13 protein-coding genes are annotated in these 11,814 nt (G+C 64.9%); 5 read left to right on the top strand and 8 right to left on the bottom strand.

Annotated elements, in window-relative coordinates:
• Positions 1-343: 343 nt before the first annotated feature.
• From FJ938_RS26975 to FJ938_RS26960, 4 genes are read right to left on the bottom strand one after another with little or no spacing between them, the layout of a single operon-like run.
• The gene (locus tag FJ938_RS26975) at positions 344-1,480 is read right to left on the bottom strand and encodes an ABC transporter permease (RefSeq protein WP_140699204.1); all 1,137 of its coding nucleotides are present in this window, start codon (positions 1,478-1,480) and stop codon (positions 344-346) included.
• Positions 1,477-2,397: an ABC transporter ATP-binding protein gene (locus FJ938_RS26970; RefSeq protein WP_140699201.1), complete on the bottom strand. Its 921-nt coding sequence runs from the start codon at positions 2,395-2,397 to the stop codon at positions 1,477-1,479. Before FJ938_RS26970 ends, FJ938_RS26975 begins: the two co-directional genes overlap by 4 nt.
• Positions 2,394-3,347, bottom strand: a complete 954-nt coding sequence (locus tag FJ938_RS26965) for an HlyD family efflux transporter periplasmic adaptor subunit (RefSeq protein ID WP_140699198.1) — start codon at positions 3,345-3,347, stop codon at positions 2,394-2,396. The genes FJ938_RS26970 and FJ938_RS26965 overlap by 4 nt, the downstream gene beginning before the upstream one ends.
• On the bottom strand, positions 3,344-4,048 hold the full coding sequence (locus tag FJ938_RS26960) for a CerR family C-terminal domain-containing protein (RefSeq protein ID WP_140699195.1): 705 nt from the start codon (positions 4,046-4,048) through the stop codon (positions 3,344-3,346). The genes FJ938_RS26965 and FJ938_RS26960 overlap by 4 nt, the downstream gene beginning before the upstream one ends.
• 89 nt (positions 4,049-4,137) lie before the next feature.
• On the opposite strand from FJ938_RS26960, the gene FJ938_RS26955 reads away from it, so the two are divergent.
• From FJ938_RS26955 to FJ938_RS26945, 3 genes are read left to right on the top strand one after another with little or no spacing between them, the layout of a single operon-like run.
• Positions 4,138-4,611: a CYTH domain-containing protein gene (locus tag FJ938_RS26955; protein WP_140610594.1), complete on the top strand. Its 474-nt coding sequence runs from the start codon at positions 4,138-4,140 to the stop codon at positions 4,609-4,611.
• Positions 4,608-5,552: a CHAD domain-containing protein gene (locus FJ938_RS26950; RefSeq protein ID WP_140699192.1), complete on the top strand. Its 945-nt coding sequence runs from the start codon at positions 4,608-4,610 to the stop codon at positions 5,550-5,552. Before FJ938_RS26955 ends, FJ938_RS26950 begins: the two co-directional genes overlap by 4 nt.
• 44 nt (positions 5,553-5,596) lie before the next feature.
• Entirely contained in the window at positions 5,597-6,214 is a 618-nt protein-coding gene (locus tag FJ938_RS26945; RefSeq protein WP_181169190.1) for a DNA-3-methyladenine glycosylase, read from the top strand.
• Between the two features lie 45 nt (positions 6,215-6,259).
• Here the strand turns inward: FJ938_RS26945 and FJ938_RS26940 are convergent, their stop codons facing one another.
• The 4 genes from FJ938_RS26940 to FJ938_RS26925 form a co-directional block, all read right to left on the bottom strand.
• On the bottom strand, positions 6,260-7,996 hold the full coding sequence (locus FJ938_RS26940) for a SulP family inorganic anion transporter (RefSeq protein ID WP_140699186.1): 1,737 nt from the start codon (positions 7,994-7,996) through the stop codon (positions 6,260-6,262).
• Positions 7,997-8,064: 68 nt separating this feature from the next.
• A complete protein-coding gene (locus FJ938_RS26935; protein WP_140699183.1) occupies positions 8,065-8,343 on the bottom strand; it encodes a helix-turn-helix transcriptional regulator in 279 nt (92 codons plus the stop codon).
• A 95-nt stretch (positions 8,344-8,438) separates the two neighbouring features.
• Positions 8,439-9,140 carry a phosphatase PAP2 family protein gene (locus FJ938_RS26930; protein WP_140610589.1) on the bottom strand — a complete coding sequence of 234 codons (702 nt, stop codon included), beginning with the start codon at positions 9,138-9,140 and terminating at the stop codon, positions 8,439-8,441.
• A gap of 28 nt (positions 9,141-9,168) precedes the next feature.
• Positions 9,169-9,507 carry a hypothetical protein gene (locus FJ938_RS26925; protein WP_140699180.1) on the bottom strand — a complete coding sequence of 113 codons (339 nt, stop codon included), beginning with the start codon at positions 9,505-9,507 and terminating at the stop codon, positions 9,169-9,171.
• A gap of 170 nt (positions 9,508-9,677) precedes the next feature.
• Here FJ938_RS26925 and FJ938_RS26920 point away from each other — a divergent pair, with 170 nt between their 5' ends.
• Positions 9,678-11,069 (top strand): sensor histidine kinase, encoded by a 1,392-nt coding sequence (locus tag FJ938_RS26920; RefSeq protein WP_140699177.1) that lies wholly within the window; start codon positions 9,678-9,680, stop codon positions 11,067-11,069.
• Positions 11,066-11,728: a response regulator transcription factor gene (locus FJ938_RS26915; protein ID WP_140699174.1), complete on the top strand. Its 663-nt coding sequence runs from the start codon at positions 11,066-11,068 to the stop codon at positions 11,726-11,728. Before FJ938_RS26920 ends, FJ938_RS26915 begins: the two co-directional genes overlap by 4 nt.
• Positions 11,729-11,814: the final 86 nt, after the last annotated feature.

Here is an 11,814-nt window from a genome sequence, read left to right as displayed (position 1 = left end):
CCATGTTCGATCCAACCGAATGCTGGAACTATCTCAAACAGGCAGGCTACGTTGCATGTTAATCGCCCGATGCTCTAATTGCCGTTAATTGCCGTCCTTAGGCGTCGTCAGTTTTCACACGAAGCTCTGATGTTGTGAAGATTTTGATGGTTGGCAAGCATGGCTGCTTTTGGGGAACCATTGGAGCCAACCAAATGATCGCAATGAAGCGCAAAGCAGTCGTGCACGGCTCAACCCGTGATTATCCTGCTCCGGGTTAGAACGTGCGTTCATTGATATCCGGTTCTGAGCACGCAAAGACCCGTTTCGACCCACGCTCGCCCGACGCACCGCCCTCCGCCCCTTAATCCAGCGTCCGCCTGAACCGCACCAGCGCTACGCCGGCAAACAATGCCACGAATACCACCAGCCAGCCGATCTCGGTCGCCACCGCCGGCAGTTGCGCGCCCTTCAGCATCACCGCGCGGGTGATGCGCAGGAAATGCGTCAGCGGGAAGATTTCGCCGAAAATCTGCGCCCAGCCGGGCATGCCGCGATAGGGGAACATGAAGCCCGACAGCATGATCGACGGCAGGAAAAAGAAAAACGTGAGCTGCAGCGCCTGCATCTGCGTGCGGGCGATGGTCGAGATCGTGTAGCCGAGCAGCACCAGCGCCAGCACGAAGATCAGCACGGCGCTAAGCAGCAGCGATATGGAGCCGGCGAAGGGAATGGAAAACAGCAGCTTCGAGGCCGCCAGCACCACCAGCACCTGCACCGCGCCGACCGCCAGATAAGGCAGCACCTTGCCCATCATGATCTCCAGCGGGCTGGACGGCATGGCTAGAAGGTTCTCCATCGTGCCGCGCTCGGTCTCGCGCGTCAGCGCGATCGAGGTCATCATCACCATCGTCATCTGCAGGATGACGCCGAGCAGGCCGGGCACGATGTTGTATTGCGAGATGCCTTCCGGGTTGTAGCGCCGGTGCACCACCACATCGAGCTGGCCCTTGGCGGCCTCGGCGGCGGCCTCCTGCATGCCCTGGGCTCTGAGCAACGCCTGGCCGGCGACGGTGCCGAGCGTCGAGATGGCGCCGCTGGCCACCGCCGGGTCGGTGGCGTCGGCCTCGATCAGGATTTGCGGCTTGTCGCCGCGCTCCACCCGCCGGCCGAAATCGGCCGGGATGGTGACGACGAAGGCGACATCGCCGCGCGCCATCAGGAACTCGGCTTCCTCCGCACTTCGCGCGACATGGTCGAAGCGGTAATAGCCGGTGGTCTGCAGCGCCGAGACCATGGCGCGCGTATAGGGATCGCTGCTGGTCGCCACCAGCGCCGCCGGCAGGCTCTTCGGATCGTTGTTGATGGCGTAGCCGAACAGCACCAGCTGGATCAGCGGCACGCCCAGCATCATGGCGAAGGTGATGCGGTCGCGCCGCATCTGGATGAACTCCTTGATCAGCAGCGCGCCGAGCCTGGCGAAGGAAAAGACGTCGTTCATGCCATGTTGTCCTTCGAGCCGGACATGAACTGGATGAAGACGTCCTCGAGGCTGGTTTCGCCCGGCGCCACCGTCACGCCCTTGTATTGCTTCTCGACATCGGCGAGCGCCGTTTCGAGCTTCTTCTTGTCGGAGCCGACGACATGCAGCGTCGCGCCGAACGGCGCCACCTGGTCGACGCCGGGGCGGCCCTGCAGCGCTTCAGCCACCTTGTCGAGACGGGGGCCCTCGACCACGAACGTGGTCAGCCCGGCATTCTTCACCACGTCCGCGACGGTGCCGGTGGCCAGCATCTTGCCGTAGGAGATGTAGCTGATGCGGTGGCAGCGCTCGGCTTCATCCATGTAGTGGGTGGAGACCAGCACCGTGAGACCGCCGCTGGCAAGGTGATGGATCTCGTCCCAGAATTCGCGCCGCGCTTTCGGGTCGACGCCGGCCGTCGGCTCGTCGAGCAAAAGCAGCTTCGGTTTGTGCATGATGCAGGCGGCCAGCGCCAGCCGCTGCTTCCAGCCGCCGGACAAGGTGCCGGCCAACTGGTTGCGGCGCGTGGCCAGTCCAAGCTCATCGAGTGTCTTGGCGACATACTCTTCGACCGGCTTCAACTGGTAGAGCCGCGCCACGAATTCGAGGTTCTCGCCGTTCGTCAGATCCTCGTAGAACGAGAATCTCTGCGTCATGTAGCCGACTTCGCGCTTGATCCGGAGCGAGTCGCTGCGAATGTTGAACCCCAGCACCGTGCCTTCGCCCTCGTCCGGCGTCAGCAGGCCGCACATGATGCGGATGGTCGTGGTCTTGCCCGAACCGTTGGGGCCGAGGAAGCCGACGATCTCGCCTTCGGCGACCGCCATCGTCACATGGTCGACGACGGTCTTGTCGCCGAAGCGCTTGACCAGGCCATGAACGTCGATGACGTTCATTTCGCCGTTTCCGTGAGATCGACGTCGACGATCTGGCCGGGCTGCAGCAGACCCGCATCGCCCTCCGGCCGCGCCTCGACGAGATAGACCAGCTTCTGCCGGTTCTCGAGCGAATAGATCACCGGCGGCGTGAATTCGGGGTCGGGCGAGACGTAGCTAACGCGCGCCTTCACGTCCGGGCCGCAACCGTCGCAACGAACGCTGAGCAGGCTGCCGACCTTGACGGAAGCGAAGGCGGTTTCCGGTATATAGACGCTGAGCTTGACCGCGCCGTCGGGCAGCATGGAGATGACAGGCGCCGTCGGCCCGGCTGTGTCGCCTGGATTGCGGATGACATCGTTGACGCGGCCGGGCGATGGCGCCGCCAGCACCCGTTTCGACAGCCGCCACTCGGCCTGCTGCAGCGCGGCCCGCGCCTGCTTGACCTGATTGTCGGCGGCCTTGATCGTCTCGGCGCGCGCTGGCAGGCCGCCGACGGCGAGATTGGCCTCAGCCTGCCCGACCTGGGCGTTGGCGGTCTCCAGGGTCGCCGAAGCCGTGTCGTAATCGGCCTGCGTGCCGGTGCCGCGCTTGAACAGATCGGCGGCACGGTCGTATTTTCGCTTTGCGTCATCGGCCTGCGCCTTGGCCATGTCGACCTGAGCCTTGAGCGCGGCGATTTCCTCCGGCCGCTTGCCGACCTGCAGGTCGGCAAGCTGTGCCTGCGCCTGCGCGAGGCTTGCCTCGGCCTGCGCCACCGCGATCCTGGCGTCGGCGCTTTCCAGCGTCACCACCGTCGTGCCGGGCGTGACGCGATCGCCGCGCTTCACGGCAACGGTCTCGACCTGCGCCACCTCGATCGGCGCCAGCAGCACATAATCGCCTTCGACATAGCCGACGGCCAGCGGGGCGGTGGGCGCACAGGCCCCGAAAAGCTGCGCGGCGAGCGGCAGCGAACACAGCAAGCTCATGGTCTTTGCCCCTTCATCCCGGTCCCTTTTCTGGCGGCCAGCATGGCGCTGAGGTTGTCCGTAGTGACCGCCACGACCTTGGCGGCCTCGGCGGCGCCGATGTCATGCCAGCCCATGCGGCGCATCACCGCTTCGCGGCCGATGCGGAAATAGATGACCTGGCCGATCAGCGTGAACACGGTCAGCCGGGTCCGTTCGCTTTCGGCCGGCTCGCCGGTCGCCTGCTCCCAGATCAGGCACAGCCGGCGATGCGTCGGCTCGAAGACGCCGTCATAGATGCGGTCGAGCGCCGCCGTCGGATGCGATAGTTCACGCAGCACGAATTGCACGATCTCGCCGGCCTGCGGCTGCGCCACGATGAAACCGACCATCCGCTCCAGTGCCGCGAAAAGCTGCGCGCGCGCCGCCTCCGGATCGCTTGCCGCTCCCGGCTGGCCATTACCGAGCGCCTGGCCGGCGATCGCCTGGATGGTTTCGACGATATAGTCGGCGGCGGCCGTGCGAAGGCCTTCCTTGCCGCCGAAATGATAGGCGATCGAGCCAATATTGGCTTGTGCTTCCGCCGCGATCTCGCGGGTCGAGGTGCCGTCGAAACCCTGCCGGCCGAACAGTTTCAGCGCAGCGCGGACAAGCGCGGCGCGCGTCAACTCCGCCGGGGCTGGTTGGCGGCGCGAAGTTCCGGTGATCGGCGACTTGGTCATGTCGAATTTTAATCAATCGATTGATTAAAGTCAACTCGTGTACGTAGCCGTCTTGCCATCGTCCGCGGCAGACGCTTTAGTGCGCGGTCATGGGCAAGGAAGTCGAGCGCAAGTTCCTGGTCTCCAGCACCGCGTGGCGGGATCTGGTCGAGGCGGATATCCGCATTCTCCAGTTCTATCTCGCCACCGCACCTGGACGAACCGTCCGCATCCGTATCAGCGATGGCGCCTCCGCCAAGCTTACGCTCAAATTCGGGCACGCGGCGCGTGAGCGGGACGAATTCGAATACCCGATCCCGTTGGCCGACGCGCTGGAGATGCTGGACTTCGCCATCGGACGTGTCATCGAGAAGACACGTCACCATGTTAGGCATCGCGGCTATCTCTATGAAGTGGACGTCTTTGGTGGCGCGCTCGCGGGACTTGTGGTGGCCGAACTCGAGACGCCGGAAGACGTGCCGGACGAAATGCTGCCAGACTGGCTCGGCCGAGAAGTCACCGGCGAGCAGAAATTTTACAACGCGTCGCTCGCCCTCGGGGGGATTCCGGAGATCGCCGCATGAGCTTTCGCATCGATCCGCGCCTGCCGTTGACCGCTGAGGTCAGGCGCATCCTTGCCGAAGAAATCGGCAAAGCACTCCTGCATCTGGACACGGCGCGCAGCCGGCCGGAACAGGGAGTGCACAAATGCCGCAAGCGGATCAAGAGCGCGCGCGCCTTGCTGCGGCTTGTTCATTCCGGGAACGAAACATTCTGTACGACCGAGAACCATTGTTACCGGAATGTGGCGGCGCTGCTTGCCGGCCCCCGTGAAGCGACGGCGCTGATCGAGACCATCGACCGGCTGGCGGCAGATTTTCACAAGGAAAGCGCCAATGGCGGGCTCGATGCCGTGCGCGACAGGCTGGTCGCCCGCCAGCATGATCTGCTTGAGGGCGCTGGGCTTCGGGCCGCAATCGGCGCGGCGACCGCTGCCTGTGAGGACGGCATGAAGCGGATCGAAAGTCTTGCCTTGCCCGACCAGCCGGAACAGGCCGCCGACGTGCTTGCCGAAGGCGCCCGTACCGCGTTGCGCCGGGCCAGGAAGGCGCTCGACAAAGCCGGCTCGCGCGGCGAAGCCGACGATTTCCACGACCTGCGCAAGGCGGCCAAGGCACATGGCATGCACCTCTCGCTGCTGGGCAGGCTTTGGCCGACGCCGATCAAGGCGCGGCGCAAGGCCGTCGATGCGCTGGGCGACCGGCTCGGCGAACTGCATGACGTGTTCGTCATGCGCGCGCTGCTCGAGACCGACGGCGAGCCGCTTGGGCCGCCGGAGGATACAAAGCTCCTCGGCAAGCTGCTGAAGCGTTCGGAAAAGAGCTTGAGGAAAACCTGTCTCGCCGAGGCCTCCGAACTCTTCGGCGACAGCCCCAAGCACTCGACGAAAAAACTGGCCCGCAAGGCGCGCGACGATCTTGCCAGCGCTCCGTCTCCGGAGGATTTGGCTGCTGCGGGGGCTTGACCGCGGAAGGACTTCGATCCGCGGATCAAACAAACCGTCGGGTTGTGACGACCGTGAAGCACAGGGACAATCACCGGCCGATCGGCCGCGCGGACTTGCCGAACGATACCGTGTCCCTCGCCCGCACTCTTATCGGCAAGGTGGTGGTGCGCGACTTGCCGGAAGGCAGGGTCAGCGGCCGCATCGTCGAGACCGAGGCCTATGTCGCCGGCGATGCCGCCGGGCACGGCTATCGGGGGATGACACCGCGCAACCGCTCGCTGTTCCTCGAGCGGGGGCACGCCTATGTCTATCTTGCCTATGGCGTCTCCTACATGCTGAATGTCTCGAGCGACATGCCGGGGATCGGTACCGGCGTGCTGATCCGGGCCCTCGAGCCACTGGAAGGTATCGCGATCATGCGGCTGAACCGTCGTGTCGAGCGGTTGCGCGATCTGGCGCGCGGGCCCGGGAGACTGGCCGCGGCATTGCGTATCGATCGTTCACTCGACGGGCTCGACCTGTGCCAGGAAGGCCCGCTATGGCTCGCAAGCGATGATCCCGAGCCCGGCGAAATCGCGGAGAGCCCCAGGATCGGCATTTCGAAGGATGCCGACCGGCTGCTGCGGTTCTATCTCAGGGGCAGTCCCTTCGTCAGCGGTCCGAGATCGCTCAACCGGTGAGAGAGGGCCAACGCCGCCCTCCAACGAAGAGTTCTGAACGCAAAGCTACGGCGCCTCTTGTTTCCCAACCAACTGTGCCCGCGCGTCGCGGATCGAGGCGGCGTAGGTCACCAGCGGCCGCTTGACGCCGTGGTTGATCAGCATGCGCCGTATCTGCGGCGACGCACCTGATATGATGAAGCGCACACCGGCGCGCCTGGCCTTGTGGGCCGCGCTTTCGATGACATTGGCGGCCGTCGAATCGAAGAGCGGCACGGCGGAACAGTCGAGGATGAAGTTGCGGCGCTGGTCGGCGATGCGGTCGAGCACGCTGCCGACGGTGGAGGCGGCGCCGAAGAAGAATGCACCCGAGATACGGTAGACGACTGTGTCGGCGTCGCTCGCCTCGCTGGAATCATAGGCGCCGGCGCCGTTGATGCGGTCGGCGACATCATCCTGCGCCAGATCCGCCTCGACCGCGACCGACTTGGCCATGCGGTCGATGAACAGGATCGAGCCGAGCGCGAAGCCGACGACGATGCCTTCGGTCAGGTCGCGGAAGACGACGATGAGAAAGGTCGCCATCAGCACCAGCGCATCGCCGCGCGACGCGCGCAGCAGCGCGGCGAAGGCCTGTTTTTCGAACATGTTCCAGCAGACCACCGCCAGCACACCGGCAAGGGCCGAGAGCGGGATGTAGCTGGCGAGCGGCGCCGCCACCAGCATCAGCGCGAGCAGGATCGCCGAATGCACCATGCCCGAGACCGGCCCGTGCGCGCCGGCCCGCACATTGGTTGCGGTGCGGGCGATGGTGCCGGTGGCGCAGATGCCGCCGAACAGGGCAGAGGCGATGTTGGCGAAGCCCTGCGCCACCAGCTCGCAATTCGACCGGTGCCGCCGGCCCGTCATGCCGTCGGCGACGACGGCCGACAGCAGCGACTCGATGGCGCCGAGCAGCGCGAAAGCGATAGCGTCCGGCAGGACGTCGATCATCCTGTCGAGGCCGACCGGCGGCAGGCCAGGCCATTGCAGGCTGCGCGGGATGCCGCCATAGCGCGTGCCGATCGTCTCGGCAGGCAGCGCAAGCAGCGCCACGGCGAGCGAGGCGAGCCCGATGGCGATCAGCATGGCCGGCCATTTCGGCCGCCAGCGCTTCAGCAAGGCGATGGTCGCGATGGTCAGCAGCGCCACGAAGGTCGCGGCGGGGTTGATCGTGCCGGCCGCCTCGCCAAGCGCGATCAGTTTTGGCACGAACGGTCCGGGCTCCTTGCCCGGCAAGGTCACTCCGAACAGTTCGACGATCTGGCCGGAGAAGATGATGACGGCAATGCCGGCGGTGAAGCCGACGGTGACCGGATAGGGGATGAACTTGATGTAGGTGCCGAGCCGGAGGTAGCCGATGGCGAGCAGGAACACACCGGCCATCATCGTCGCCAGCAGCAAGCCGTCAACGCCGACGCGGGCAACCGTGGCCGCCACCAGCACGATGAAGGCGCCGGCCGGCCCCCCGATCTGGAAACGGCTGCCGCCCAATGCCGAGATGATGAAGCCGCCGACGATGGAGGTGTAGAGGCCACGCTCCGGCGTCACGCCCGATGCAATCGCGATTGCCATCGACAGCGGCAGCGCAACGATGGCGACCGTCAGGCCGGACATGACGTCGGCCTTGAATTGCGGCAGGTGGTAACCCTCCCGCCAGACCGTCACGAGTTTCGGCGTGAACAATTCGGAAAATGTCGGCTTTGCCGGCCCATGGGCCGCCTTATGGGCCGATTGATGCCCTGCCCGCCGTGTCTGATCCATGGACTGCCTTCCGCACCCTGAAAGGCGGCGGGATCGTCGGCAGGACTGTCGGCGGTCGCCGTCGCGACTTATGCCGGCTCAGCCTTGGGATCCGGCGGCGCGGCGGGCTTGAGGCGCACGCCCCTGCCGCCGCGTTCGCTGGCCTGGTTCTCGCCGATCAATTCCACCCCGGCCTCGTCGAGAGCCTGGATGACCTTCATCAGCGTATCGACCACGCCCCTGACCACGCCGTCGCTCGCTTCCATGCGTTGGATGGTCGGAAGCGAGACGCCGGCGCGCTCGGCGAGTGTCTTCTGGTCGATGCCCGCCAACGCCCTTGCGGCGCGCATCTGCGCGGCAGTGATCATCGGCCTGAACCCATGTCTGAGTCTGCAGACATAACGTATAATACCGTCATTGTGATGTTTCAAGCATCAGAAGGCATAGTTCAACCATGTGAAGATCACTCACTTTCGCCGACCACACTGCGCCGCTGCAGGAGCCGCGCGGCCAACCAGCATAGCGTCGCCCAGGCGAAGCCCGCGCACCAGCCTGCCAGCACATCCGACGGCCAGTGGACGCCGAGATAGATGCGGCTGACGCCGACCAGCACCGTCGTCAGCACGGCGAGTGCCAGAACATAGACCTTGGTCGCCCGGCCATGCAGGAAACGCGCAGCGAGCGAACCCAGCGTGAGATAGGTCACCGCCGACAGCATGGCGTGGCCACTGGGGAAGGAAAGCGACGTTTCGCTGACCAGATGCGAGACGAGCTCGGGCCGAGGCCTGTCGATGCCGACCTTCAAAAGACTCGACAGAACCTGGCCACCCGCCACGGCGACGAAAATGAGAAGTGCGGTCCCCGGCCTGCGGATCAGCAGCAGATAGATAATCGTCGCCGCTGTGATCAGCACCAGCACGCTGGAGCTGCCAAGGCTGGTGATGTCGCGCATCGCCCCTTCCAGCCACGGCGGACCAACCGGAACGCCGGGCTGGCCCGCCTGGCGGAAAGCAAGCAGGATTTCCGTGTCGAAGCCGTGCGGCGCGGTCGCCCGCGCCACCTCCGTCAGCTCCACGAAGCCCCACAGCCCGCCGGCGATGACGAGGCCAGCCAGGAGGACCGGAAATTCGATCCGGTTGAGCAGGGTGCCCACAGTGTCTTTCATCGGGCCTGTGTCGCCGTCTTCATCTTGATCATCGCCCCTGCAGATAGGGCCCGAGCGTGATCAGCGCCACGGCGGCGACCGCCAGCACGATGCCGGTCGCCTGCAACGCGTTGACGCGCTCGCCAAAGAACAGCAGCGCCACGACGTTGACCGAGACCAGCTGGATGACCGCCGACAGGCTGAACGACACCGACATGCCGAATTCGCGGATAAGCCGCAGCATGATCAGGTTGCCCAGCGAATAGAGCGCCAGGGTCAGCAGGATCTTGCCCAGGCTCGGCGCCAATCCCCATTGCTTGGCGGCGGTTGCCGCCAAAAGGAAGATCACCGTTGAAAAGCCAAGCTGGAGCAATCCCGAAAAGCTCACGTCCCATCCCCCTCGAAGCGGTGCCCGCCATGTGTGTCGCGGCTCTTGTTTCCGAAGCGCGCCAGGACGTCAAGCGACGTCGTTCGAACGAAGGTCTTGGCAAGGGCAAGGCTGAAGCTCAATGTGCAGCCACCGCCCGGCCTGTTGATAGAGGGGGTGGCCAGGAGCCGATGATTCGTATTCTTCAGAACTTGGCGCGGCGCTGGAGCGAGCTTTCCCTTGCCGTGCAATTCCTCGTTGCCGGCGGCTTTGGCCTTCTGGCCATCATGCTGGTGGTGGGCTTCTGGGTGACGATGCAAATCAGGGATGGCGTCATCCGCAATTCGGCCGCCACGACCGCACTTTATGTCGACAGCGTGATCGCGCCACTGCTGCCGGACCTGCGCAAGAGCGAGGAGCTGAGCGAGTCCGTCAAGCAGGCGCTCGACGAGACCCTTGGCCAGGGCGCGCTCGGCAAACGCCTTGTGTCGTTCAGGCTCTGGCGGCGCGACGGCACCGTGCTCTATGCGAAGAACGCGGCCTTGATCGGCCGCCGCTTCGATCTGAGCGACAATCTGCGTTCCGCATTCCAAGGCAGCGTCACCGCCCAACTCGACACGTTCGACGGCAATGAAAGCAAGGAGCAGGCTGTCGGCGTACCGCTGCTGGAGATCTACAATCCGGTGCGCGAACCCTGGTCCGGCGACGTGGTGGCCGTCACCGAATTCTTCGAGGTCGCGGGCGATTTCAAAGCCACTCTGGCTTCCGCCCTGCTGTCGAGCTGGCTGATCGTGGCCGGCACCACCTTGACGGCGTTCCTGCTGCTGTCTGGCATCGTCCTGCGCGGCAGCCGCACCATCGACGATCAGCGCGGGGCGCTGCGCCGCCAGGTGTCCGAGCTGCAAGGCCTGGTGGCGCAGAACAGCGCCTTGCGCCACCGCGTGCAGCGGGCGTCGCGCCGCGCGACCGCGCTCAACGAAAGATATCTGCGCCGGATCGGCGCCGACCTCCATGACGGTCCGGCCCAGCTCGTGGCCCTGGCGGCGCTGCGCATGGACAGTCCGGTGTTTTCCGGCGACGGCCACTGGGGCGAAAGCCGCTCGACCGAGGTCGCGATGATCCGCAAGACGCTGGAGGATGCGATGCGCGAAATACGCGGCATCTGCACCGGCCTCGTGCTGCCGCAGATAGAGACGGCCGCTACCACCGATATATTGCGGCTGGCCGTCAACGAACACGAGCGCCGGACGGGAACCTCGGTGACGCTCAAATTGCCTGGACATTTGCCCGAGCCCGGCGCCTCTGAGAAGATCAGTATCTATCGTTTCGTGCAGGAAGGGCTGAACAACGCCTATCGCCACGGACAGGGCAAAGATCAGGTGGTGCGTGCCGAGATGAAAAATGGCAGGCTTTTCGTGGAAGTTTCGGATGGCGGACCAGGCTTCGATCCGGCGCGGGCGGAGGGGCTGGGGCTCGCCGGCCTGCGGGAACGGGTCGAGAGCATTGGCGGCCAGTTCGAGACCTTGAGCGGGCCGCAAGGCACGCGGTTGGTGATCAGTTTGTCGGTCGAGGAGCAAGCATGATTGGCGCTATTCGCATTGCCATTGTCGATGATCATCCGCTTTTTCGCGAAGGTGTGACGCGCAGCCTGTCGGAGATCGGAGGCTTCGAAATGGTCGGCGAGGGCGCGACCGCGCAGGATGCGGAACGCCTCGCTTCGACGGTGCGGCCCGACATATTGCTGCTCGACATCTCCATGCCGGGCGGCGGACTGGCGGCGGTTGCAAACATCCTCGCCGACCATCCTGCCCAGAAGATCGTCATGCTGACCGTTTCAGAGGCCAATACCGATGTGACCAAGGCCCTGAACGCAGGGGTGCGCGGCTATGTCCTCAAAGGTATCGGATCGCGCGCGCTCGCCGACATCCTGCGCAATGTGGCGGCCGGCGAGAGCTATCTTTCGCCGACGCTGTCGGCCCGGCTGCTTTCCGATCTCCAGTCCCTGCAGCCGGCCGACGGCACGACAGACCGCCTGCGGCAACTCACCGGGAGGCAGACGGAAATCCTGCGGCTGGTGGCCGAGGGGCTCAGCAACAAGGAAGTTGCCTTGCGGCTGGATCTGCAGGAAAAGACAGTCAAACACCACATGACCGGGGTGCTGTCGAAACTCAACGTGCGAAACCGCACGGAAGCGGCCCTCATGATGCGCGAGTTTCGCGACCGTGACAGGAACCGCTCATAACTGCGGGAAACCGCGCGACGCCGGTCAAAAAGAGGTCACCTCCGCCGGGGGCGGCGGAGGTGACATGCGAAACTGACCGTTGCCTG

This window comes from Mesorhizobium sp. B2-4-14 (assembly GCF_006442155.1).
Lineage (GTDB): Bacteria > Pseudomonadota > Alphaproteobacteria > Rhizobiales > Rhizobiaceae > Mesorhizobium.
This window is presented reverse-complemented; position numbering and strand designations above follow the sequence as displayed.

What these genes read in the sequence shown, in the direction of transcription:
- FJ938_RS26920 (WP_140699177.1), top strand. Translation starts at nt 9,678, where the DNA reads ATGATTCGTATTCTTCAGAACTTGGCGCGGCGCTGGAGCGAGCTTTCC.
- FJ938_RS26955 (WP_140610594.1), top strand. Translation starts at nt 4,138, where the DNA reads ATGGGCAAGGAAGTCGAGCGCAAGTTCCTGGTCTCCAGCACCGCGTGG.
- FJ938_RS26970 (WP_140699201.1), bottom strand. Translation starts at nt 2,397, where the DNA reads ATGAACGTCATCGACGTTCATGGCCTGGTCAAGCGCTTCGGCGACAAG.
- FJ938_RS26935 (WP_140699183.1), bottom strand. Translation starts at nt 8,343, where the DNA reads ATGATCACTGCCGCGCAGATGCGCGCCGCAAGGGCGTTGGCGGGCATC.
- FJ938_RS26915 (WP_140699174.1), top strand. Translation starts at nt 11,066, where the DNA reads ATGATTGGCGCTATTCGCATTGCCATTGTCGATGATCATCCGCTTTTT.
- FJ938_RS26950 (WP_140699192.1), top strand. Translation starts at nt 4,608, where the DNA reads ATGAGCTTTCGCATCGATCCGCGCCTGCCGTTGACCGCTGAGGTCAGG.
- FJ938_RS26960 (WP_140699195.1), bottom strand. Translation starts at nt 4,048, where the DNA reads ATGACCAAGTCGCCGATCACCGGAACTTCGCGCCGCCAACCAGCCCCG.
- FJ938_RS26975 (WP_140699204.1), bottom strand. Translation starts at nt 1,480, where the DNA reads ATGAACGACGTCTTTTCCTTCGCCAGGCTCGGCGCGCTGCTGATCAAG.
- FJ938_RS26930 (WP_140610589.1), bottom strand. Translation starts at nt 9,140, where the DNA reads ATGAAAGACACTGTGGGCACCCTGCTCAACCGGATCGAATTTCCGGTC.
- FJ938_RS26940 (WP_140699186.1), bottom strand. Translation starts at nt 7,996, where the DNA reads ATGGATCAGACACGGCGGGCAGGGCATCAATCGGCCCATAAGGCGGCC.
- FJ938_RS26965 (WP_140699198.1), bottom strand. Translation starts at nt 3,347, where the DNA reads ATGAGCTTGCTGTGTTCGCTGCCGCTCGCCGCGCAGCTTTTCGGGGCC.